This is a genomic window from Bacillus glycinifermentans (assembly GCF_001042475.2).
In the GTDB taxonomy this organism is placed as follows: Bacteria; Bacillota; Bacilli; order Bacillales; family Bacillaceae; genus Bacillus; species Bacillus glycinifermentans.
Genome location: NZ_LECW02000001.1, coordinates 241561 through 265127, shown reverse-complemented (window position 1 = coordinate 265127; position 23567 = coordinate 241561). Strand labels below are relative to the sequence as shown.

Annotated in this window: 11 protein-coding genes and 1 pseudogene; 4 read left to right on the top strand and 8 right to left on the bottom strand. The window is 51.0% G+C overall.

Annotated elements, in window-relative coordinates:
- Nucleotides 1-257: 257 nt before the first annotated feature.
- The gene (locus AB447_RS01210; protein ID WP_048355675.1) at nucleotides 258-1118 is read right to left on the bottom strand and encodes a LysR family transcriptional regulator; all 861 of its coding nucleotides are present in this window, start codon (nucleotides 1116-1118) and stop codon (nucleotides 258-260) included.
- A gap of 119 nt (nucleotides 1119-1237) precedes the next feature.
- Here AB447_RS01210 and AB447_RS01205 point away from each other — a divergent pair, with 119 nt between their 5' ends.
- The gene (locus AB447_RS01205) at nucleotides 1238-2353 is read left to right on the top strand and encodes a Gfo/Idh/MocA family protein (RefSeq protein WP_048355674.1); all 1116 of its coding nucleotides are present in this window, start codon (nucleotides 1238-1240) and stop codon (nucleotides 2351-2353) included.
- A gap of 107 nt (nucleotides 2354-2460) precedes the next feature.
- The gene (locus AB447_RS01200) at nucleotides 2461-3123 is read left to right on the top strand and encodes a YczE/YyaS/YitT family protein (RefSeq protein ID WP_048355673.1); all 663 of its coding nucleotides are present in this window, start codon (nucleotides 2461-2463) and stop codon (nucleotides 3121-3123) included.
- Between the two features lie 43 nt (nucleotides 3124-3166).
- Here the strand turns inward: AB447_RS01200 and AB447_RS27370 are convergent, their stop codons facing one another.
- The 3 genes from AB447_RS27370 to AB447_RS01190 are packed head-to-tail and all read right to left on the bottom strand — an operon-like array spanning nucleotide 3167 to nucleotide 4982.
- On the bottom strand, nucleotides 3167-3286 hold the full coding sequence (locus AB447_RS27370) for a YrzI family protein (RefSeq protein ID WP_326075976.1): 120 nt from the start codon (nucleotides 3284-3286) through the stop codon (nucleotides 3167-3169).
- A complete protein-coding gene (locus tag AB447_RS01195) occupies nucleotides 3283-4146 on the bottom strand; it encodes an AraC family transcriptional regulator (RefSeq protein WP_048355672.1) in 864 nt (287 codons plus the stop codon). The genes AB447_RS27370 and AB447_RS01195 overlap by 4 nt, the downstream gene beginning before the upstream one ends.
- A 53-nt stretch (nucleotides 4147-4199) precedes the next feature.
- The gene (locus tag AB447_RS01190) at nucleotides 4200-4982 is read right to left on the bottom strand and encodes an alpha/beta hydrolase (RefSeq protein WP_048355671.1); all 783 of its coding nucleotides are present in this window, start codon (nucleotides 4980-4982) and stop codon (nucleotides 4200-4202) included.
- 81 nt (nucleotides 4983-5063) lie between these two features.
- On the opposite strand from AB447_RS01190, the gene AB447_RS01185 reads away from it, so the two are divergent.
- Nucleotides 5064-5735, top strand: coding sequence for a 4'-phosphopantetheinyl transferase family protein (locus AB447_RS01185; RefSeq protein WP_048355670.1), 672 nt, complete (start codon nucleotides 5064-5066; stop codon nucleotides 5733-5735).
- Nucleotides 5736-5767: 32 nt separating this feature from the next.
- On the opposite strand, the gene AB447_RS01180 is transcribed toward AB447_RS01185, so the two are convergent.
- Complete coding sequence (locus AB447_RS01180) at nucleotides 5768-7117, bottom strand: aminotransferase-like domain-containing protein (RefSeq protein ID WP_057957398.1); 1350 nt, start codon at nucleotides 7115-7117, stop codon at nucleotides 5768-5770.
- A gap of 137 nt (nucleotides 7118-7254) precedes the next feature.
- Here AB447_RS01180 and AB447_RS01175 point away from each other — a divergent pair.
- Nucleotides 7255-8141 (top strand): annotated as a pseudogene (locus tag AB447_RS01175) (DMT family transporter).
- 19 nt (nucleotides 8142-8160) lie between these two features.
- Here AB447_RS01175 and AB447_RS01170 read toward each other — a convergent pair.
- From AB447_RS01170 to AB447_RS01160, 3 genes are read right to left on the bottom strand one after another with little or no spacing between them, the layout of a single operon-like run.
- Entirely contained in the window at nucleotides 8161-8892 is a 732-nt protein-coding gene (locus tag AB447_RS01170; protein ID WP_048355669.1) for a thioesterase II family protein, read from the bottom strand.
- A gap of 2 nt (nucleotides 8893-8894) precedes the next feature.
- A complete protein-coding gene (locus AB447_RS01165; protein ID WP_057957397.1) occupies nucleotides 8895-12740 on the bottom strand; it encodes a non-ribosomal peptide synthetase in 3846 nt (1281 codons plus the stop codon).
- 59 nt (nucleotides 12741-12799) lie between these two features.
- Nucleotides 12800-23560 carry a non-ribosomal peptide synthetase gene (locus tag AB447_RS01160; RefSeq protein ID WP_057957396.1) on the bottom strand — a complete coding sequence of 3587 codons (10761 nt, stop codon included), beginning with the start codon at nucleotides 23558-23560 and terminating at the stop codon, nucleotides 12800-12802.
- Nucleotides 23561-23567: the final 7 nt, after the last annotated feature.

Here is a 23567-nt window from a genome sequence, read left to right as displayed (position 1 = left end):
TACCTCACTCGCCATATCGGGCAATATACCTAATTCTTTAGGATTTCGAGCCAATTTTCTTTAAATTGTTTTATTTTTGCGGTTTTTGCGGTTATAAAAAAACTTCTCAACGCGTTGTTAAGAAGTTTAAGTAAAATTATGTTTAAAAACATGTTCCATCGGCCTATAAAAGGAATTCAGAAGCTTAAACACAAGACAGAGGGGTGCAAACCTGCCGCCTAAAAAGCCTTGAATCTCCTTTAGAAAACCTTTAGTTTCTATTCATTGTACATAAGCGACTGGCTTAACTCCGTAAATTGCTTCTCGATCGGTGTCAGCTGATGGTTCATACGGGTGATCATATACGTATTGACGTATCGATACGAAGGCGGCGCTTCCAAAAACGGCCCGGTCTTAAAGCGTTTTGCAACTCTTTTGGAAACGAGGGAAATGCCCATGCCGATTGAAGCAAGCTGGACGAGCGTCTGCATGTCGCCGACCTCGATCGTTTCGCCGCGGGTGATGTTCATATCCGCGAACATATTGTTCAAGATCGAGAGATACAAACATTTATCTGAAAGGATAAGGACGTTTTTGCCCTTTATATACTCTTCCAATCTCGTCTTTTCTTCAATCCCTTCTCCGATGATAACCATTTCCTCCACACCCGATTGTTCGTAATGGATGTTTTTGTTGTTCATTGACCCGATCGTATATGCAATATCAATATTCCCCAAAAGAAGCTGTTCCTCGATATATTCCGTCGATCCCGTTTTCAGCGTCACCGATAAGTTCGGATACAATTGATAAAGCCTGATTAATGACGAACCCGCCAATTTCGTTCCGCCGACCGATAGCATCGTGCCGACCCTGAGCTGTTCATCGTACATTTTCATTTTGTTTTCTGTTTCTTCCCACAACAGCAGCATTTTTTTAAACTGTCGGTAGAGGATTTTCCCTTCTTTTGTCAATCGAACGCCTTTCGAACTTCTGATGAACAGCTCCTGTCCGTAATGGGCTTCTATTTTTTTAATCTTTGCCGTCATATTGGATTGCAGATGATTCAGCTTGACGGCGGCAGCCGATATGCTTTGCAGCTCCGCCGCGGAAACAAACGCCTTCATGTTTTCTATATCCATTCGGTTCCCCGCCCTCCCATCAAAAAAAATGATATAAGCATCATATATTAACATTTTTCATGATCATCATATCTCATTATACTGGTGAAAAGCACATCATGGAATTGGAGGGATCATTGATGAAACATGGTATGATCAAAACGGGAATCATCGGAGGCTCAATGAATAATCAATGGGCCAGCCGGACTCATATTCCGGTTCTGACGGAACATCCGGATTTTCAGATTACGGCGATCGGAACGTCCAACATGGAATCCGCAAGATTGAGCGCCGCGGAAATCGGCGCACCGCTTGCGTTTGCAGATCACCGGGCATTGGCGGAATCTAAGGATGTCGATTTAGTCGTTGTCAGCGTAAAGGTTCCGTTTCATGATGAAGCGGTCACCGCAGCCATTCAGGAGCAAAAGCACGTATATTGCGAATGGCCGCTTGCGATCGACACAAACCAAGCGAAGAAGCTGACGGAATTGGCAAAGAAAGCGGGCATCCGCCATGCCGTCGGACTGCAGGCAAGGCAATCCCCGGAAATCAACTGGTTAAAGCAGGCGGTTCAAAAAGGCGACATCGGAAGGGTGCTGTCTTGCACGATGCACGTCTCCACCCACGGAAAAGGCGGGGTAACGGACGAGAAGAGCATCTATCTGCTGCAAAAGGAAAACGGCGCTGATCTGCTCGCCATCAACGGCGGTCATTCGCTTGATGCACTTTGTTATATACTTGGCGGCTTCAAAGAACTGTCCGCGTTGATGAATAACAATTATCCGGAAGCCGTCATCACCGAAACAGGCGAAACGATTGCCAAAAATACCGCAGATCAAATCGTCGTCAACGGAACGCTTGCAAGCGGCGCATCAGCGTCCGTTCATATTCAAGGCGGCGTGTATCCGGGTTTTTGTTTAGAAATCCAAGGGGAAAAAGGCGCTTTCCGGCTTTCGCAGCAGCGTTCACTCGGACATGTGCAATTCGGCGGCCTTACACTTGAAAAAATGGCCTATCCCGACGGTTCAGCTTTGTTAACAAGCACTGGCCATATCCGTTGGCAGCACGTCAGACAGTCAGCAGAAAAAGACGCTCACCCGGCTGGATATGTTGAAAAAGCGTATCGCGTGCTGGCGAAAGATATTCTTGAAAACGAGCGGAACATTCCCGACTTTGATGATGCCGTGAAGCTGCACATGCTGTTGGATGCGGTTCGGAAGTCTGCTGAAACGGGGCAAACCGTCGTTTTGAATTAGCCAAAAAGCTTGTTTCACAGGCATTCGGTCGATAATTCCTATTCTGATCGGCATCGGATTGTGTTACAATAACACTCGATTGTTTTTTTCGGAAAGAGGGGAATCGATTGAAGCGGGAATTCGTTCTGCGCTGGCTTTTTTATTTTGTCGGATTAATTGTGTTGTCTTTTGGGGTTTCTCTTACAATTGAAGGAAAAGCGCTCGGCATCGGTCCGTGGGACGCGTTCCATTATGGGCTGTTTGTCCTTTTGGGGCTGTCCGTCGGCCAATGGTCGATCATTGTCGGAGCTGTCATCGTCGGTTTAACCTCGCTGTTTACAAAGGCTTGGCCGAAAATCGGCGCCGTGTTAAACATGCTGTTGATCGGTATTTTTATAGATTTTTTCACCTTCATCCTTCCAGACCCTGAAACTCACGTCTCAACAGCCGTCATTTTTCTTTTAGGCATCGTTTTCACCGGTTATGGCGTCGGCATTTACGTGTCAGCCAATCTCGGCGCGGGTCCGCGCGACTCCCTGATGCTTTTGATCTCTGAGAAAACGGGCTGGAATGTGCAATGGGTCCGCAACGGCATGGAGCTGACGATTTTGTTTATCGGCTGGCTGCTCGGCGGCCCGATCGGCATCGGCACCGTGCTGACCGCAATTTTGACAGGCGTGATTTTGCGCTTTTCGCTGCCGCAGTCCAAACGGCTCCTTGCATACACCGTATCAGGACGCCGGGTGGAAGCGGCCCGGCCTGTTCATTTTTCATTGAAAAAAAACGGCTGAAAAAAGAGGAAACCAGGACGAATGCTCCGGTTTCCTCTTTTCTTTACCGCCGGCTGTTCGGGTATAGATATCTTAACTGCCGCTTCTTCATCTCATCGTATATTTCCTCAATCTCGCATTTTTGGCGGATGGTCAGTGTGGAAAAGAATAAATCAATCGTCATTTCTTCACGATCGGTATCCAAATCTGCGTGACATGGTCTTCAGCCATGATATTTCCGTCTACCGGGTAAGTTTCTAATTCGGGGCCGTCTGCGTGTTCATAGCCTGTAGCCGCAAACCACTCCGAGAAAATCCGCTCCCATGTTGCTTGAACGGCTTGATTCACGGGACCGACGGCATCGAACACGGCCCACGTTGATGCGGGGATTTCTTTCACGATACAGCCCTCCGGGAGGTCTTCGGTCGTTTTTTCGACGCCGATAACGTAGGTGAATGTGTCGGCTTGTTCGTTAAAATCCATGCATACGCCGAGATAGCCGAGCGGTCCGGCGAACGGTTTCAATGATTCTGTAAAGCCGTTTCGGTTTAATTCATCCCAAAACACCGGAATCTCGACTTTGTTTTGCTCCATATTCACAGTCGTCTGAATGGCTTTGCCCATGATGTGAAACGATTCTTTCTGGGCGATCTTATAATTCATATCCTCTGCTCCCTTGATTTGAATTTGAAAGGAAAGACGGGGAAACGCCTTGAGCGTCCGGCCTTTTTCTCGCGCCTGTGAAGGGCTCATTCCGTGAAGCTTGCTGAACGCTTTAGAAAACGATTCAGGCGTGTTGTATCCATACTTCAAAGCGACATCAATGACTTTTGCATCTGCTGAAGCCAGTTCCTGGGCAGCAACGGTCAGCCTCCGTTTGCGGATGTAGTCGGCGAGCGTACCGCCCGTCAGCATGTAAAACATGCGCTGAAAATGAAATTTTGAACAGCAGGCGACCTTTGCGACATCTTCATGACGCAAGTCCTTGTCAAGATTCTGTTCGATAAAATCAATGCTTTCAGCCAGACGATTCACGACTTCCATTGTTGTTTCTCCTTTCAGTTTCCACCATATCAGTCAAAGGTCAGGAATTCCTGTCATTCTGTGCTTTGTTGTGACAGAAAAGGCCGGCTGTCTGCAAACAGCCATTTGACCGCTTCCGGAAAACGCTTCGCAAACCGCTCGAATCTGTGCGCTCCTCCTTCATCAATGACAAATTTGAGATGTTCCCCTGACAATCCGCTTTCTGATAATATGCGGAAGGCTTCCTTTGTTCTCGGAATCATCTCTTTCTGAAGATTGTCGCGGTCTGTTCCTTCCGTGCTCCCCACATCCATATAAATGCGCAGATCCGGATTTAGAAAGGTGCGTCCGCGCATATATTCAATCATTCCTTTAAACCAAAAGGAACCCGACAGGCTTCCGATTTTCCCGAACGTTTGCGGCTCCAAATATGCCGTATACATCGAGATGAGCCCGCCGAACGACTTCCCGATGGTCCCGGTGTTTTCGCGGCTCCCATCTGTCAAATACTTCCGGTCGATAAACGGCTTTAGCTGCCTGGCCAAAAATTCGGCGTAATGAGCGCCGTTTCCTCCGTATGTATGATCCGTCTTTTTTAAGTGAGGCTGCGGAAAAGGGGTATACTCGTTTTCCCTGTCTTCCGAAGCCACGCCGATCATGATCAGTTCCGGCATTTCCCCGCGGCGGCAGAAATGTTCAATGATCTCTAAGCTATCGCTAAGGCCCGGATCAAACAGATCCCCCCTGTCATGAACGTAAAGCGCCGGATAGCGTTTTCGGCCAATCTGATATGAAGGTGGCAGATAGATCAACAGCTCTCTGCCGGAAAACGTGTCGTTTATCAGTGTTCCATTCATCGTTTTTTAACTCCTTTCGTCTGTCTTTCATGTTTGCTACAATCAAAATAGATTAAATTTCATGTAAAGAGGTTGCACGTGATGAAGATTTACGCTGTTTCTATGAATGAGCTTCCGAATTCAGGCCAGTTCGAACGAATGATGGCCATGGTGTCTGAAGAAAAGCAGGACAAGGTGAACCGATACAGATATCCGGAAGACGCCAATCGAACGCTGATCGGGGAAGTCCTCATAAGAAAGATCATCAGCGAAACGTTCGGCTTGGCGAATGAACAAATCGCATTTTCCTCCGGCCGGTATGGGAAGCCGTCTGCTCTCGGCTTGCCGAACTTTCATTTCAATATCTCCCATTCCGGAAAATGGATCTTGTGCGCAGCCGGAAACTCCCCGGTCGGAGTCGATGTAGAAAAAATCAAACCGGTCAATTATGATATCGCGAAACGTTTTTTTTCCTTTGAAGAATATCGCGACCTGATGGAAAAAAGCGAGCCTGAACGCCTATCCTATTTCTATCATCTATGGACGATGAAAGAAAGCTTTGTCAAACAGGCGGGAAAGGGCCTGTCTTTGCCGCTTGATTCGTTTTCCGTCAAGCTCGCAGAAGATGGCCGCGTTTCACTGAAGCTTCCTTCAGGCCACCCGCCTTGTTATATGAAAACGTATGAACTTGACCCCGATTATAAAATGGCGGTCTGTTCCGCTGAGCCCGATTTTCCCGGCAAAATTGAAATTAAAGGGTATGATGAGCTGTAAAAGGTTGTGATCTAAAGAATCACAGCCTTTTTTTAATAATGCGATGTGCAGATTGTCTGTTTTAACAGCTCGATACCGCGCGGAATGTCTTCTTCTTTTACATTGGTGGTATTGATTTTCAACAGATTTCGTTTTTGAAAACCTGCTAAATAATGGGCATCGACAGGGTCCAGCAACACGCCGCGCTTTCTCATGTTTTTGATGATCCGGGACGCCGGGAGCTTGCGGTCCAGGACGAGATGGGTATGGACGCACGGCTGATCAGGAGGGTGAAAGTCAACAAGTTCTCCCGCTGATCCGGCGAGCTCCTCCAGCAAGCCATGCAAAAGGCGCGACCGTTTTTCGTATGAAGCGCGGATTTTTTGCTTATGCCTTTCGAACATTCCGCTTTTCAAATAGATTTCCAGAGCGGCCTGCGACAGCATCGAACTGTCGATATCCGTCAGCCGTTTGTATTGATTAAACGTCTCTGTCAAAGAATCCGGCAGCACGGCAACACCGACGCGCAGCCCGGGAAAAATGATTTTGGAAAAACTCTTTAAATAAATCACGCGCGAGGAGATATCATAGGAAAACAGCGGATCCGCCTTCTGATTTCCCTCCAAATCTCCTAAAAAATCATCCTCGACGATGAAAACGCCGTACCTCTCCGCCAGCCGGACGATGCTCTTTTTTTCTTTTTCGGTATAGGAGCTTCCGAGCGGATTGTGAAACCTTGGCATCGTATAGAAAAACTTAATGTCTTCCGTGCGAAAAAGCAGCTCTAACCGCTGCAAATCGATTCCTTGCGCCGTCCGTTCAATGCCGATCACCGGAAGCTGATGGACTTCAAGATATTTGAGCAGCAAATGGTAGGTTGGCTGTTCAATCAGGATTTTCCGCTTCTGATCGGGAAAAGGGATCGAAGCGAGCAATGACAAAGCCTGCTGAACGCCTGACGTGATGAAAATATTGTCCTGCTTCGTAAAGACCTGTGCATTTGCGAGCTCTTTTTGGACGACTCCGATCAAAGACGGAAGGCCTTTCGGCGTTCCGTAAATAAATAAATCGTTTTTGTACGTATCGATAGCTTTGTTGATGCAATGCTGAAAATCGAGGTACGGAAATACATCAGGATCAGGGGCCGATGCCGCGAAATCAATGGTGCTCCTCTCCCTGTCCAGCAGCTTGTTCGTCTTTTTCACGACGTAATAGCCGCTTTTTGGCACCGAGTAGATCATATGCCGCTTTTCCAGCTCGCTGAGCGCCCGGATCACCGTGCTTTTGCTTACGCGAAACTTCCCGGCAAGCGTCCGGATAGACGGGAGCTTATCCCCCTCATGAAACGAGCGTTCCTCGATCAACGCCTCCAGTTCATTCATCAGCCCGACGTATTTTTGCATGCTCTTCTCCTTCTCCGAATCTGTATCGGTACAGATCTGCTTTTTTTGTATTGTATCAAACTTTTCCGCCGTATAAGATGACAGAGACCGGTCAAATCACATGTATTGCATGCATACGCTCGGGGAGATGATCATGTTTGCATAAATCTGCTTATCTTGCAGCTTTGTTATACGCCTTTATCATCGGTTTTTCATTTTTGTTTGTAAAATTAGCGCTCGCGGCGGCGGGACCGCTTGACCTGCTCGCACACCGCTTTACCGTCGCATTCTGCGCCGCGCTTATTCCCCTTTTGTGCGGCTGGGTCAAGATCGGCATCCGCGCGAAGGACGTGCTGTTGATTTTGCCGCTCGCTTTATTTTATCCGATGATGTTTTTTGGTTTTCAAGCCTTTGGGCTCGTCTATACGTCTTCCTCGGAAGCGGGGATTATTCAAGCCTCGATCCCGATTTTGACAATGCTGTTGGCTTCATATTTTTTAAAGGAACGCTTCAGCAGGCGGCAGTTCTTTTTCACAGTTTTGTCAGCGGCTGGCGTAGCTTTCATTTTCTTAATGAAAAGCGCGGGCGTCAGCAGCACCAATGTGAAAGGAGCCGTACTGATTCTGCTGTCGGCGCTTTCTTCAGCAGGCTACAGCGTCTTGGCCAGAAAGATGACAAAAAGATTCAGCTCACTGGAATTAACGTATGTGATCACGGCCGCGGGCTTCGTTTTTTTCAACGGAATCGCCGTGTTCGGCCATATGGCGGACGGGACGCTTACCGATTTCTTCGCGCCATTCCGGGCGTGCTGTCATCGTTTGCGACATCCTTTTTATCAAACTACGCTTTATCAAAAATTGAAGCTGCGAAAATCAGCTTGTTTAATCATTTGGCCACATTGGTGACGATTTTGGCAGGTGTTGTTTTGCTGCGGGAAACGCTCGCATGGTATCATATCGTCGGTTCGATCGTGATTATTGCCGGGATCATCGGCGCTACAAGAAAAGAAAATCGCCCGCAATTAAAAAAACGGAAAATCGGCTGATCATCGCCGATTTTCCGTTTTATCGTATTGTTTGACCCGCTTCCGCGAGGATCGACCTGATGCGTGCTGCGACCTCCTCCGTTTTTGAGAGGAGAAACATATGCCCGCCTTGAAACGTATGAAATTCGGCTTTCCGAACCCACTTTTCCCAGCCGGAAGCGTCTCTCATGCATTTCTCGTCTTTATCGCCGTTCAATATGTATACTGGCGAGCTGACAAGCGAATGATCGGTGTGCAGAAACGACTCCAGCGCACGGTAGTCGGCTCTGAAGGACGGGAGGAAATAGTTGATGACCTCCCTGTTCCTGACGAGCTCATCGGGAATTCCGCCAAGCTGGATGATATGATCGAGAAAGGCATCATCATCATAATGGGACACCTTTTTCCGCTTGCAATCAGGCGGCTGAATCGCCGAAATGATGACGGCGCTCGGAAAGATCCCCTCCTTCTCGAGCCTCTGCGCCAGTCTGTATGCGACCATCCCCCCCATGCTGTAGCCGAACAGCACAAACGGACGGGTCAGCTTCGGCTCAAGTGCCGCCTTGTACATCCCGACGAGCGTCTCCAAATCATCGACAAGCTCCATTTGATTCGTCCCGTGGCCGGGCGGTTCGATCGCCATCATGTCACAGTCCGTTTTTAAGCGGTCATAAAGCGGCCGGAATGATGCGGAATAGCCTCCTGCAAACGGAAAACAAATCAATTGCATGCCGCCCGATGACGGCACGAAAGTTTTCAATACATCTGTCACGATTATACACCCCCGTTTACCACGGCACGCTCGTTTAAAGCCCGTCTGACTATCTCCGCGTTTTGTTTTACAAAGCAGTCAGCGAGCATTTCATCATGCGTTCCATACCCTTGATATTCTCGATAAGACGCCTTTGTTCCTTCTTTCCACGAAGAAAGCCATGCCGGGAGCGGTTTTTGCGACTCGGATTGAATAAAGTGAATATCTGAGTCAACCTGTCCTTGATGGATCAAGCCGACAAAATACGAATAGTACGCTTCAAGCTTTCTGGCAATGCCTTCTGCAACCGCTTCGATTTGCATGTATTCGTTGTCTTTGTTGACCTCGAGCAGCGCGGCGACATCATCTTCGACAGCGCGGCCCTCCAAATCGCTGACATTGTTTTTCATATACGAATCGATCATGATCAGCTTGTCGACTTCACGGCCGCTTTTTTCAAGCTGCTGCGCCACTTCAAAAGCAAGACCGCAGCCTGCCGAGTAGCCGAGCAATGTCAGCGGACCTTCAGGCTGAAGCTTCGCGATCGTGTTCGCAAAACGATCAACTCTGTCTCCCGCTTCGATAAAATCAAAGGCACAAATCTTATATTCCGGCAATTGTTCGGCAAGCCTGCCGTACATGATGCCGTATCCGAGGACGGGCGGGAAGGCGAATACGTTTCGGCCGGCTTCCGGATTGAACACGGTTCTTTCCGCTTCATCCGTTTTGCCTCCGCCGTCTATATACGCAGCCATTGCCGCGATTGTCGGAGATTCGAACATGATGTTCACCGGAACTTCCGCCCCCAGCTCCTTCAATATCCGGGAGATGACAGCCATCGCCTTCAATGAATGGCCTCCGATTTCGAAAAAGTTCTCGTCTATGCCGATGTGCGGACGGCCGAGCACCTCTGACCAAATCCTCTCCAGCTTGGCCTCCGTTTCATTGCGGGGTTCCCTGCGCTCCGCTCGTACCGAGGCTTCTCCTGCTTCCGGAAGAAGGCGCCGGTTCACTTTTCCATTCGGCGTCAGCGGCAGCTCTTCAAGTATGAAATAGACAGGCGGCACCATATAGGCCGGCAGCTTTTGCGCAAGGCGGCCGCGAAGCGTTTCTTCCGTGACGCCGCCGGAAGCCGGAACGACATAAGCTGTCAGCGTTAAATCGCCGCTTCCGCTTCGTGCAGCAAGAACAACAGCTTCTTTTACGCCGGGACAACGGGTAAGCTGTTCCTCAATCTCGCCAAGCTCAATGCGGTGCCCGCGGATTTTCACCTGATCGTCAATTCGTCCGGCAAATTCGATATTGCCGTCCGGAAGCCAGCGGGCCAAGTCCCCGGTCCGGTACATGTTTTCGCCCGGGATAAACGGGTGCGGGACAAATTTCTCCGCTGTCAGATCGGGTCTGTTCAAGTAGCCGAGCGATACGCCGGCTCCGCTCAGGCACAGCTCGCCGACCGCTCCGATCGGCTGAAGCTCATTTTTCTCCGTCAAAATGAAAGCCGCAGTCTGATTCAATGGCTTGCCGATCGGAATCGAAACTGCTTCGCTTCTCACGCTGTCGACGGAATAAAATGTCGCAAACACGGTCGTTTCGGTCGGGCCGTATACATGGATGATCCTGCCCGGCCCCATTTCCGCCAGCGCCTTTTTAACATGGCTGACAGACGAGCGTTCGCCTCCGAACAGCACTTTGCGGAGTCCTTTCATCCAGCCGGTCCCTGAGTCGACGAGAAGATTAAACAGCGCCGTTGTCACAAACATAACGGTAATCTTTTCTTTCTCTATCGTTTCCGTGAGCCTGCTGATATCGAGAATGGTGTCCTGACCTGCGACCACAAGTTTTCCGCCGTTCAAAAGAGCGCCGTACAGGTCAAACGTAAATCCGTCGAATGCATAGTTAGACAGGGACAGCAAGGTGTCCTGCCGGGTGATGTCGATGTAATTCGTGTCTTTGACGACCCTTGTAATGTTGGCGTGTGTCGTCATGTTGCCCTTCGGTGTTCCGGTGGTTCCCGATGTATACATGATATACGCAAGATCGTCGGGGTCAATGGCCGTCTCAAGGTTTTCCCCGCTTTCACCGGAAACGGCCGGATCATTGATCACCACCGTTTCGTTTTTAAAGGAAAGCGACGCGGTCCGTCCGGCGAGCTCCTCCTGAGTCAGCAGGCACAGCGCACCGCTGTCTTCAAGCATGTATTGGATGCGGTCCTCGGGATATTCCGGATCGATCGGCACATAAGCCCCTCCCGCTTTTAAAACGGCGAGAATCGCGATGACCATGTCCGGTGAGCGGCGGAAAAAGAGGGCTGCCGCCTTCTTTCGGCCCACTCCTTTTTTTCTCAAGTAACGGGCGAGCCGGTTGGCCCGTTCGTTCAATTCACGATATGTAAGAGTGCGGCCTGCGGCCGACACGGCCGGTTCACCGGGCATGTATTCTACAAAACGCTCAAACCATTGCGGGATCGCCAGGGCGGTTTTTGCTTTCTCCGCAGGGACATTAAATTCATACAGCAGATTGTTTCTTTCGTTTTCAGGAACGATGGTGATGTCATCAAGCTGCTGATTCGGATTGCCGGCAATCCGGCTGATCGCTTCTATGAGCTGATCCTTTAAGCGCTCCACAAACGATGTATCAAAGACATTCCCGTTGTAAGCGAACTTCAGCATCATTTCTTCGCCCGGCGATGCAAGCAGATTCAAGTCATAGTTCGATTTTTCAAACACGCTGACACGGCCCATTGTAAAGCCGAGATCGTCTTCCTCCTGCTGTTTGTTCGCTTTCTGGAGCGGATAGTTTTCAAACACGATGATATGATCGATCAGATCAGGCGACGCCGTTTTGCTTTGGATATCGTAAAGCGGCACGTATTGGTGCGGCTCTGATTCGAGCGTCTGCTTCTGCAAGCGGGCGATCAGCTCCGGAAAGGTCGTTTTGTCGCCGAATGTGACCCGCTTCGGAACAACATTAATAAATAAGCCGACCATATGCTCGACGCCTTTTATTTCGGCGGGACGCCCCGAGACCACGGTTCCGAATATCAAGTCGCGCGATCGCTGATAGCGGCTCAAGAGCACCGACCATACCGCCTGAAGCGCCGTGCTCAGCGTCGTATTGTGGGCTTTTGCGAGTTTTGCAAAAGCTTCCGTTTCGGCTTTCGGCAATGTAAACAGCAGCTCTTCAGGCTGATAGCCTGTTTGATTCGTTTTTTTCCGCTGTTCGGCAAACGTCGTCTGCCCCTCAAATCCGGCTAAATATTCTTCCCAATAGGAAAGCGATTTTTGTTTATCCTGATGTTCGAGCCAATTGATATATTCTTTGTACGGTTTGACCGGTTTCAGGCTGTAAGGCTTGTTTTTCCGGAGTGCATTGTACACTTTGAACAGCTCTTGAACAACAATGCCGAAGCACCAGCCGTCAAGCAGGATGTGGTGGTAGCTCCACACCCATTCATACACACCGGCTCCCTTTTTGAAAATCGCCGTTCGCATCGGGATGTCTTTTGACAGGTTAAAGCCTTTTCGTTTGTCTTCCTGTTTATAATCCTCGATACGCTCTTTCTGCTCCTCTTCGGAAAGCCCTGATAAATCGACTTCTACCACATGAAAATGCCTTTCTTTTAAGACGACTTGAACAGGCCTTTTCATTTTTTCATGAACGAATACGGTCCGGAAGATATCATACCTTTCGACGATCACGTTCATGCTTTTTTCCAATAGATCCTTTCGAAAAGAGCCTTTTACCTGCATGCTGATCTGTTCAATATAAAAGCTCTGCCCCGGATGCAGCAGAGTATGAAACAGCATCCCTTCCTGCATCGGAGATAAATAGTAAATATCCTGCACATGTTCCTTTTTAAACTCGCTCACGTTTTGTCCCCCTTTCACGGAGTTGCCCGCTTGGGTGAAGCGGGCAACTCGTACAATGTTTATTTCAAATTTTCTTCAAGCACATCAAACAAGTCGCCCATCTCTTCCATTTCAAGACCGCCGGCGCTGAAGTCGCTAGGCGTGAACTCCCGCTCCTTTTTGGCCGTGCAATGGTCGATCAATGAAAGCAGATGATGCTTAAACCGTTTGATCCTTTCCTGGACGGTCCGCCTGTCAAACTCCTTTGTATTAAAGGAGCAGGACATGATGAGTATTTCATTGCTGATGATGCCGCTGAAGCTCAGGGCGTAGAGGGCTTCCGATTCTTCTGAAACCTGACGTCCCATATCGTATGGAGACGGACCGAAAAATTCCGTCTGCACTTCATTGTCTATCTGCCCTAAATAGTTAAAGCTGATCTCCGGCTTGATGGAGAAATCGATAGCGGCTTTTTGCCGGTCTGTTACATACCGGAGAATGCCATAGCCGACTCCCTTATCAGGGATCTGCCGGAGCGTTTCTTTTACGGTTTTAATAAGCTCCGGTAAACCTTCCTCACCGTCTTTTAACATGACCGGATATTGGGCGGTGAACCATCCCACTGTTCTAGAGATATTCATATTCGGCATGATTTCTTCCCTGCCGTGTCCTTCCATATTGATACAGACCCCCGATTGATTCGTCCATTCCCGGATCGTCAGGCTCAAGGCGGAAAGGAGAATATCATTGATATCCGTACCGTACGGCTCATGAACTTTCGTTAATAAGAGACGCGTTTCTTCCTCGGTCAGCTCGAACTTGGCAGCGGCTGTGTCTTTTGTTTTTCTCTCGCTGACAATGCGGTCTTTCGGCAATGCCGGCACCCGTTCTTTTTCCAGTTCGCGCCAATAGCCGCACGTCTTGAGGAACTGTTCGGACTGCGCATAAACCGCAAGCTCTTCGGCCCAGTCTTTAAACGAATTCGTTTTATCAGGGAGGACAATATCCTGATTCTTTGCGGCTTGCTGATAGCCTGCTGCAAAGTCTTCCAGCAAAATCCGCCATGACACGCCGTCCACGACGAGATGGTGGATGACGATCAGCAAATGGTCCCCATCAGCCGTCTGATATTGCTCTGCTTTCATCAGCGGGCCTTTCGCGATATCAAGGCTTGCCTGCAACCGTTCGGCTTGGGCAGCGATCTCCGCTTGGGCGTCTGAAACGTACTGGAGGTTCACCACTCTGAAGGCAAAAGCCTTCTCACCCGGTCCGCGATTGTATTGAATGACCCGGCCGCCTTCTTTTCTGTAAACCATGCGCAGCGCGTCATGATGACCGGCTAATGATTGCAATGTTTGTTGAACAATCTCAGGGTCGAAGCCTGACGGCGCGTGAAGCATAACCGACTGATTCCAGTGGTGCTCATTCGAAAACGCACGTTCGAAGAACCAGCGCTGGATCGGCGTAAGCATCACTTCGCCTTCGACAGGACCCTGGTCGACCGGCTTTCCTTCTGTCGATTCGATGTACGAGCTGATCCCGCCGATCGTCGGGTGCTGGAACAAGTCTTTCATCTCAAGCTTCAGGCCGTGCTGCTGAAGGCGGCTCGCCATTTGAATCCCTTTGATCGAATCCCCGCCGAGCGTGAAGAAATTGTCGCTGATGCCGATTCGTTCGACGCCGAGAACCTCCTGCCAAACATCCGCCAACAGCTGCTCGGTCTCACTTCGCGGCGCTTTATATTCGGCCGTCTGCACAGTGAGATCCGGCTTTGGAAGCGCGCGTTTGTCGACTTTTCCGTTCGCCGTAATCGGCAGCTCGCTGAGCTGCACCCAATATGCCGGCACCATGTAATCAGGCAGCGTCTTCGCTAATTGGTCCGCGAGGCGTCCTGTATCAAGCGTTTCGGCTGATGTCACATAGCCGCAAAGCGCTTTGTTGCCATGCGCGTCCTCGATGTCGATGACGGCTGCTTCTTGTACTCCTTGGAGCTTCGCGAGCTGTACCTCGATTTCAGAAAGCTCGATCCGGAAGCCGCGGATTTTCACCTGCTGGTCGATCCGCCCGATATATTCGATCCGGCCGTCCGGAAGCCACTTCACGGCATCGCCCGTCCGGTACATCCGTTCGCCCGGTACAAACGGGTCTTTCGTAAAACGCTTCGCCGTTTCTTCCGGCTTGTTGAGATAGCCGCGCGCAAGCCCGCGGCCTGCGATGCACAATTCACCCGTGACACCGGCAGGCTGTACTTCGTTGTGCTCTCCGAGCACATAAACCCGGGTGTTGGCGATCGGTCTGCCGATCGAAAGCATTCCTTCGTCAGGGTCAATCGCCGTGCTTGTCGCCACGACCGTGTTTTCCGTCGGGCCGTAGTTGTTGACGAGCGTGTAGCCGCGCTTTTCGACCCGCTTCAGCTTGTCGCCGCCCGTCAGAAGCACGCGCAGCGATTTGTTGTCAAGCTCCATAAACTGTTCGCACAGCTGAGTCGGGAGGAACGTGATCGTGATGCCGTGTTCTTCAAAATATTGATTCAGGCGGACGATATCCATCCGGATCGCTTCATCGATTATGTGCAGCTCGCTTCCGGCGATCCAGTACGGGAACATCTCCCACACGGACGCATCAAAGCCGAAGCCGGCGTATTTCGCGCTCTTGTCGTGTTCAGTGACAGTGAATTCGTGATTGTGCCAATAGCACAAGTTCACAAGCGAGTGGTGCTCGACCATGACGCCTTTCGGCCGGCCCGTCGTACCTGAGGTGTAGATTAAGTAAGCCAGGTTGTCAGGTTTCGCCCCTGTCTGCGGATTCACTTCATCTTCTGAAGTCACTTCTCCGGTTAACACGGTATCAAGCAGAATCGTTTCCCCGCAGAAGCCGTCAGGCACGGCTGCACCCGTTTGCGTCAACAGGAGCTCCGCTCCGCTGTCTTCCAGGATGTATTTGATCCTTTGTTCCGGATAGGCGGGATCGATCGGCACATAAGCCGCTCCTGCTTTCAAAACCGAAAGCACTCCGGCCGCCATTTCGAGAGAAGGCTTGACCATGATGCCGATTCTCCGTTCCGGCCGCGCTCCTTTTTCGATAAGCAGGCGGGCCAGGCGGTTTGCGCGGGCGTTGAGCTCCCGGTATGTCCAGCGGCGGCCGTTGAATACCGCTGCCCCGCGGTCAGGCGTGCGGCTGACCTGTGCTTCGAACAGCTCGTGGATCGTTTGGTCTGACGGAACGTCAAGCGCCGTGTCGTTCCACGCTTCGACGATCCGGCGTTTTTCCGCTTCATCGAGCAGGGAGAGTTCTGAAAGGCGGATATTCGGATTGTTCGCAACCGCTTCGAGCAGATTGAGCAAATACCCGCTCCACCGCCTGATCGTTTCTTTCTTAAACAAATCTGTCGCATATTCGAATTGCAGACCGATTTCGCCGTCTTTCTCAAACGCTCCCAGCGTCAAATCGAACTTGGCAGCGGCGTGCGATATGTCATACGGCTTAATGGTTACACCGTCCAAATCGAATGTTTCCTTATCAGGATCTTCCACCGTCAGCATGACATTGAAAAGCGGGTTCCGGCTCATATCGCGGGGCAGATCGAGCTTGGCAATCAGCTCTTCAAACGGATAGTCCTGATGATCAAGCGCAGCCAGGCTTCTGTTTTTAACGTCTTCCAAAAACTCGCGGAATGTCGCGTCCTGCGGCACATGGTTTTTAAGAGCCAGCGAGTTGACAAACATGCCCGGCATGTCCTTCAATTCGGCATGTGTTCTGCCGGCAGTCGCAGACCCTACGACAATATCTTTCTGGCCGGTGAGGCGGTTTAAAAAGATATTGAAGACGGCCAGCATGACGATATTCAGCGTCGTTTTCGTCTCCGCCGCAAGCCTCCGGATGTTGAGCGCTGCGGGCTTCGATGTTTTAAAGTGAACCTGATCCCCGCTAAAGCTTTGCACCGGAGAGCGCGGGAAGTCCAGCGGCAGGCCGAGTTCCGGCACGGCTTCTGAAAACTCGTTCAGCCAGAATTGCTCCTGCTTCCGAATGGTTTCCCGCTGCGCGGGCCCGGTTTGCCATACGGCGTAATCTTTGTAATGCAGCTTACGCTCAGGCAGCGATTCGCCTCTGTAGAGCCTTGCGATTTCTTTCACAAAAAGGCTTCTCGAAACGCCGTCGGCAATAATGTGGTGCGTATCGATCAACAGCAGGTGGCGTTGTCTGCCGACTGACAGCAGCTCGGCGCGGATAAGCGGAGCGCTGCTTATATCAAACGGCCTGATAAAGCGGCTGATTTCTTTTTCGGCTTCGCCTTCTTGAACAGGCGTGACCTTCAGCTCGATGTCCGCTTTGTCATGGACTTTTTGGACAGGGCTGCCGTCGATTTCGGCAAACGATGTACGCAGCGGCTCATGGCGATCCACCAATGCCTGCAGCGCCCGTTTTAAGCGCTCGATATCAAGGTCGCCTTCCATCATGAACACTGACGGCATATTGTAGCCGGTGCCGTTTTTTTCGAGATGATGAAGGACGTACATCCGTTTTTGTGCGGATGATACCGGATACCAGTCGCTTTTTTCAGCAGGCTGTATCGCGCTTTGTACGGATTGGTCTTCAGACGACTCGATATAGCGGGCAAGACGGCGCACTGTCGGATATTCGAAAAGCGCTTTAAGCGGCACCTTTTTGTGCAGCTTGGCTTGAATATCTGTGGTCAGCATCATCCCTTTCAAAGAATGGCCGCCCAGGTCGAAGAAGTTGTCTTCGGCACCGATCGGCCTGATGCCGAGAACGCCTTCCCAAATGAGGCACAGCTCTTTCTCAAGCTCTGTTGACGGCGGCTCATAAGAATCGCTTTCGCCGTTTGGCGCCTGCGGCTCAGGCAGAGCATTGCGGTCGACTTTGCCGTTGGCCGTCAGCGGAATCGCATCGACGGTGACAAAGTATGACGGCACCATGTACGAAGGCAGCCTTTCGGAAAGATGCTCCCTCAGCTCGGAAGATGCGATTGTTTGCTTTGACTGAATATAGGCGCACAGCTCCTCCAATCCCGAATCCGGCGCAAAGGCGAGGACGACCGCTCTTTCCACATCCTTGCACTCTTTCAGGGCGTCTTCGATTTCCTTCAATTCAATCCTGTATCCGCGGATTTTCACCTGATCATCGGTACGTCCTAAAAATTCGATCTCCCCATTCGGAAGACGGCGGACGAGATCGCCCGTTTGATACATGAGAGTCCCCGGTGCATAAGGGTTTTCCATAAACCTCTCGGCTGTCAGCTCCCGTTTGTTCAAATAACCGCGTGCAAGCCCTTTTCCCGTTATATAAAGTTCGCCTGGCGCTCCGGCGGGGACGAGGCGGCGAGAGGCATCCAGCACGAAGGCGCCTGCACCCGGAATCGGGCGCCCGATCGTCGGACGTTTGACAAATTCGCTAAGCCCGTCTGCATCGATCGGTTTGGCGATCGTGCCGATCGTCGTCTCCGTCGGCCCGTAATGGTTGATAAAACGGGCTTTCGGATAATGAGAATAGTACCGCTCCACATCGGCCGGATTGATCTTTTCTCCCCCGAGTACGATCAGTCTCAGCGGCTCAAGCGCATTAGATAAAGCAAAGCTTTGCGGCTGCACGATCGTATGGAACAGCGACGGCGTCAGCTTGATATATGTGATCGCTTTTTCATTGATATAGCGGCATAGCCGGTCCGGTTCCGTGTATGTTTCTTTCGGGACGATATGAAGCTCCCCTCCGGCAAGAAGGACCGGGAACAAGCCCGTATACCCGAGATCGAACGCGAAGGATGACAGGAGCACCGACTTATCCGATTCAGCAAGCTCCGCTTCGCTGACAAACCAGGAAACATAGTTCACGAGATTGCAATGTTCAAGCTGAACGCCTTTTGGAGCGCCCGTCGTTCCCGATGTGTAAATGATATAGGCGAGACTGTCCCCGCTATTGACCGAATCAGGACGTTCCTTCTTTACACCCGGCTCAATGTCTTTCTCAATATCTATGAATATCCCTTTATATATGTCAGACAGGAATGATTGATAGGCTGATTCCGTAACCAGCAAGCTGGCTCCGCTGTCTTCAAGCATATATCGGATCCTTGCAGGCGGCATTTCCGGATCGATCGGCAAAAATGCGCCTCCGGCTTTCATGACGCCAAGGATGGAGACGATGACATCTGCGGAACGGTCGAGCATAATGCCGATGACATCTTCTTTGCCGGCGCCTTTTCCGCGAAGAACGTGTGCAAGCTGATTGGCTTTTTCATCAAGCTCCCGGTATGTGAGTTTTGTGTCTCCGCACACGACGGCCGTCCGCTCAGGCGTTTTTTCAACCTGCCGTTCAAACAGTTCATGAAACGGTGCGTCTTCCCGCCGGTCTGCCCTGCTATGTACTGCTTCAGCAAGCAGCGTCTTCCGTTCGTTTTCAGAAAGCGGATCGATATCCGCAAGCTTGACGCCGGGGTTTTCACAGATCGTTTTGACCACGTTCAGGAAGTGGCCGCTCCAGCGCCTGATCGTTTCTTCCTTAAATAGAGCCGTCGCATAATCAAAGCTCAAACCGATTTCCCCGTCGTGTTCAACGGCTTCAAGAGACAGGTCGAACTTTGCGGTGCGATGGCGCACGGAATAGGAAGAAATCTGCAAGCCTCCCAAACTCAAAGCAGGCACGTCCATGTTTTGCATGTTGAAAAATGCGCTGAACAGCGGGTTCCGGCTCGTGTCTCTCGCCAGAGGCAGCTTTTCGATCAGCTCTTCAAGCGGGTAGCTTTGCTCGGCAAACGCTTGAAGGCTCTTTTCTTTGACCTCCTGCAAAAACTCTTTGAACGTTTTTTGCCCTTCTGGACGATTGCGAAGGGCGAGTGTGTTGACAAACATGCCTGGAATGTCATTCAGATCGGGATGGGTTCTCCCGGCAACAGGCGATCCGACAATGATATCGTCCTGTGACGCATACTTCGCCAAAAAGATATTGAACGCAGCAAGCAGAAACATATAAAGCGTTGTATCAGACTCGGAAAGGAACCTCTGAATCTCGCTTGCAAGCTTTTTATCAATTCCAAAGACAACCCGCTCTCCTTCAAAGCTGCGTTTTGCAGGACGCGGATAGTCGTACGGGAGATCCAGCACAGGGAGCTCGCCTTTGAATACGTCAAGCCAATATTGCTCCTGTTTTTTAAGCTTGCCCGTTCGTTCCTGTTCGTTTTGCCAGACGGCGAAATCTTTGTAATGCAGCTTTTGGACCGGCAACACGCCGCCATGGTACAGCTGCGCGAGATCGCGGATGAAAATGCCTGTCGAGCTTCCGTCCGTAATAATATGGTGCATATCGATCAACAGCAGATGGCGCTTTTCCTCCAATTGAACGAGCTCCGCCCGGACGAGCGGCGCCTGATCCAGTTGAAACGGGCGGATAAACCCGCCGATTTTCGTCTCGGCCGCCGCTTCTTCCGCTTGTGAAACCGTTAGCGTAAACGGCACGTCCTCATGAACGTGTTGGACGATGTCCCCGTCTATGACGGCAAACGAAGTCCGGAGTGTTTCATGACGGCTGATTAAAGCCCGAAACGCAGATTCGAGACGGTTTTTGTCCAAGTTGCCCTCCAGCAGCAGCACCGCCGGCACATTGTAGCTTGTGCTCGCTTCTTCGAGCTGATTGAGAATGTACATCCGCCTTTGCGCGGAGGATACCGGATAATGAGAGCTTGACGGAGCTGGTTCGATCGGATGGACGACTTCCTCTTTTGATCCCCCTTGAAGAAATTCGGCAAGCCCTCTGATCGTGGGCTTTTCAAACAATATCTTGATAGGAACCTCTTTTTGCAATTGCTCTTGAATTTTGGCCGTAAGCATCATCGCTTTCAGCGAATGCCCGCCGACTGAGAAGAAATTGTCATCGATGCCAGGACGCTTGATGCCGAGAATCTCTTCCCAGATCGCGGCGAGAATTTCTTCCGTTTCATTTTCAGGCGGTTGGTATAGGGCATCCGTTTCCTCTGCAGCCGGCTCCGGAAGCCGGCGTTTATCGACCTTTCCGTTTGCCGTAAGCGGCATCGCCTCAAGCTGGGTGAAATGAGACGGGATCATATACTCCGGAAGCGACTTGGACAGCTCTGAGCGAACGTCAGCCGCTGACTGATCGCCGGTATAATACGTGCAGATTTCGTTCTCGCCCGCACCGTTTTCCCGGATGATGGCCGCTGCTTCACGAATGCCGTCAAGCTGCGCCAACCTCGCTTCGATTTCGCCTAATTCGATCCGGAAGCCGCGCACCTTCACCTGATGATCAATCCGTCCGAGAAATTCGATGTTTCCGTCGGGGAGCCGTCTTGCCAAATCGCCTGTCCGGTAGATCCGCCCTCCTTCTTTAAATGGATCGCTGACGAATTTTTCGGCGGTCAGCTCAGGCCGGTTCAAATACCCTCGCGCCACCCCGTCTCCGCCGACACACAGCTCGCCGGGCACGCCAATCGGGAGAAGCTGTTGTTCGTCATCAAGAATATAGGCCGTTGAATTTGCGATCGGCTTTCCGATCGGTATCGCGTGCTCATATTCCCGGTCGATGCAAAAGCATGTCGAAAATGTCGTGTTTTCCGTCGGGCCGTAGCCGTTCCAAAGGGAGAGAGCGGGACATGCGCGCTTGACCTTATTGACGATACCCGGTACGAGCGCATCGCCGCCGATGATGACATCTTTTACAGTATTGAACATGTTCGGATCTTGATGTGCGAGCTGATTGAAGAGCGGAGAGGTCAGCCACATCGTCGTGATGCCGTTCTCTTCCAAAAACGCTTTGAACGCTCTCGCATCAAGAAGCGTTTCTTTCGGAACAGGAAAGAGGGTCGCTCCGTTCAATAATGCGCCAAACACCTCGAACGTACTGGCATCAAAGCTGACCGCTCCCGTCTGCGCCATGTTCACTTCGGCATGAAGCGGAATATATCCGGCGTTTTTGACGAGGCGGACGATATTGCGGTGCTCGACCATGACACCTTTCGGCTTCCCCGTCGAACCCGATGTATATATGCAGTACGCGAGATCATCAGGATTCGCGATCGTTTCAAGATTGGCGGAATCTTCACGTTCAAGCGATTTATCATCAGCCGCAATCGTTTTATACCCGTCGAAAGAGCGCTTTGTTCCCTGCTTGATGACGACGATGTTTGCACCGCTGTCTTCCAGCAAAAAGCGGATTCGATCTTCGGGGTAGTCCGGATCAATCGGCACGTATGCGCCGCCTGCTTTCAGCACCGCCAGCATGCCGACGGCCGATTCAAGCGACCTCTCCATCATGACCGCTGCCCTTCCCCCATGCCTCAGGCCGTTTTCCTGCAAGCGCCGCGCAAGCTGATTGGCTTTTTCATTGAGCCTGCGGTACGTGATGCTCGATCCGTTGTAAACGACAGCCGCTCTTTCAGGCGTCTGTTCCGCCTGTTCCTCAAACAGTTCCGGAATCGACTTGTCCCGCGGATAGTCCGTTTTTGTATCATTGAAGGCAAGCAGCGCTTTTTGTTCCTCATCTGATAAAAGCCCGGCCCGCCTTGCCGGTGATTCCGGATCGGACACGGCGATCCTGGCAAGGCTTGTCAGGTGCTCCGCCGCCTTCTCAATGAAAGAGGCGTCATAAACCGAACTGTTGTATTTCAGCTTGAGCGTCCATTCTGTTCCCGGGTATACGATCAGGTTAAAATCGTAGTTTGTTTGTTCAAAGGCCTCTCCCGCTTTGATGGAAAAGCCGAGGCGCTCCTTCATCGCCCCGTTTTCAAACTCTTTATCCAATGGGTAGTTTTCAAACGCAACCAGATGGCTGATGAGACGGCCCTCTAAAGCGGAGCCCTTTTGAATCTCATACAGCGGGAGATAATCGTACTGCTCCGCTTCGATCGCATGCTGCTGCGCCTGCTTGAACAGTTCGGCAAATGTAGCGTTTTTTCCGATTTTTAAGCGGACCGGGATCGTATTGATAAATAAGCCCGCCATATGTTCGATGCCGTTGACCTCAGACGGGCGTCCGGACACAACCGTGCCGAACACCACGTCATCTGCGGCATTGTATTTGGCAAGAACCGCTCCCCACATCGCCTGAAACAGATTAGGCGCCGTAACGTTATAGCGGTTGGCCGCCCTTTGGACGGCATCGACCAAATCCCGTTCCCAGACCAATGTGAACTCTTCATTCTGATAGACCCCTTCGGCCTCTCCCGCTTTTCGGCCCGGGATGACGCTCGGGCTTTCCACATCGCCAAGGCGCTTTTCCCAGTATGCCCCGGCTTCTTCCTTGTCTTGCCGGCCGAGCCATTTGATATAGTCGGCATAAGGCCTGCCTTGATCAAGCGGAGCCGGACGGTTTGAACGAAACGCTTCATAGTTTTCAAAAAGCCGCTTCATCAATATGCCCATGCTCCAGCCGTCCATCACGATATGATGATTGCTCCAGATGAGCCGATATTGCTGATCGGCAAGCCGGAAAACCGCCACTTTAAAGAGCATATCTTTCGCAAGGTTAAATCCGGTTTTCTGAACGTCCTGTTTATATTGTCCAATGCGCACGTTTTGCCGCGCTTCATCCCATCCTGCGATATCCTCAAAATGAACCTTCATTCCGCGCTCAGCCAGGACGACTTGACGCGGCTTTTGCAATTGCTGATAAACGAAAACCGTTCTGAGAATATCGTAAGAACGCACGAGCTGATTTACGCTTTTTTCAAAGATCTCTAAATCAAAATCCCCGTCTATGAAAAGCTCCAGCTGTGTGAAGTAAGAGGAAGATTCCGGATCAAGCATTGCGTGATACAGCATCCCTTCCTGCATCGGTGTCAAAGGATATACCTTTTGAATCTTTTGTTTCCCCATAAGCCAC

What these genes read in the sequence shown, in the direction of transcription:
- AB447_RS01210 (WP_048355675.1), bottom strand. Translation starts at nt 1,118, where the DNA reads ATGGATATAGAAAACATGAAGGCGTTTGTTTCCGCGGCGGAGCTGCAA.
- AB447_RS01205 (WP_048355674.1), top strand. Translation starts at nt 1,238, where the DNA reads ATGAAACATGGTATGATCAAAACGGGAATCATCGGAGGCTCAATGAAT.
- AB447_RS27370 (WP_326075976.1), bottom strand. Translation starts at nt 3,286, where the DNA reads ATGACGATTGATTTATTCTTTTCCACACTGACCATCCGCCAAAAATGC.
- AB447_RS01195 (WP_048355672.1), bottom strand. Translation starts at nt 4,146, where the DNA reads ATGGAAGTCGTGAATCGTCTGGCTGAAAGCATTGATTTTATCGAACAG.
- AB447_RS01190 (WP_048355671.1), bottom strand. Translation starts at nt 4,982, where the DNA reads ATGAATGGAACACTGATAAACGACACGTTTTCCGGCAGAGAGCTGTTG.
- AB447_RS01185 (WP_048355670.1), top strand. Translation starts at nt 5,064, where the DNA reads ATGAAGATTTACGCTGTTTCTATGAATGAGCTTCCGAATTCAGGCCAG.
- AB447_RS01180 (WP_057957398.1), bottom strand. Translation starts at nt 7,117, where the DNA reads ATGCAAAAATACGTCGGGCTGATGAATGAACTGGAGGCGTTGATCGAG.
- AB447_RS01160 (WP_057957396.1), bottom strand. Translation starts at nt 23,560, where the DNA reads ATGGGGAAACAAAAGATTCAAAAGGTATATCCTTTGACACCGATGCAG.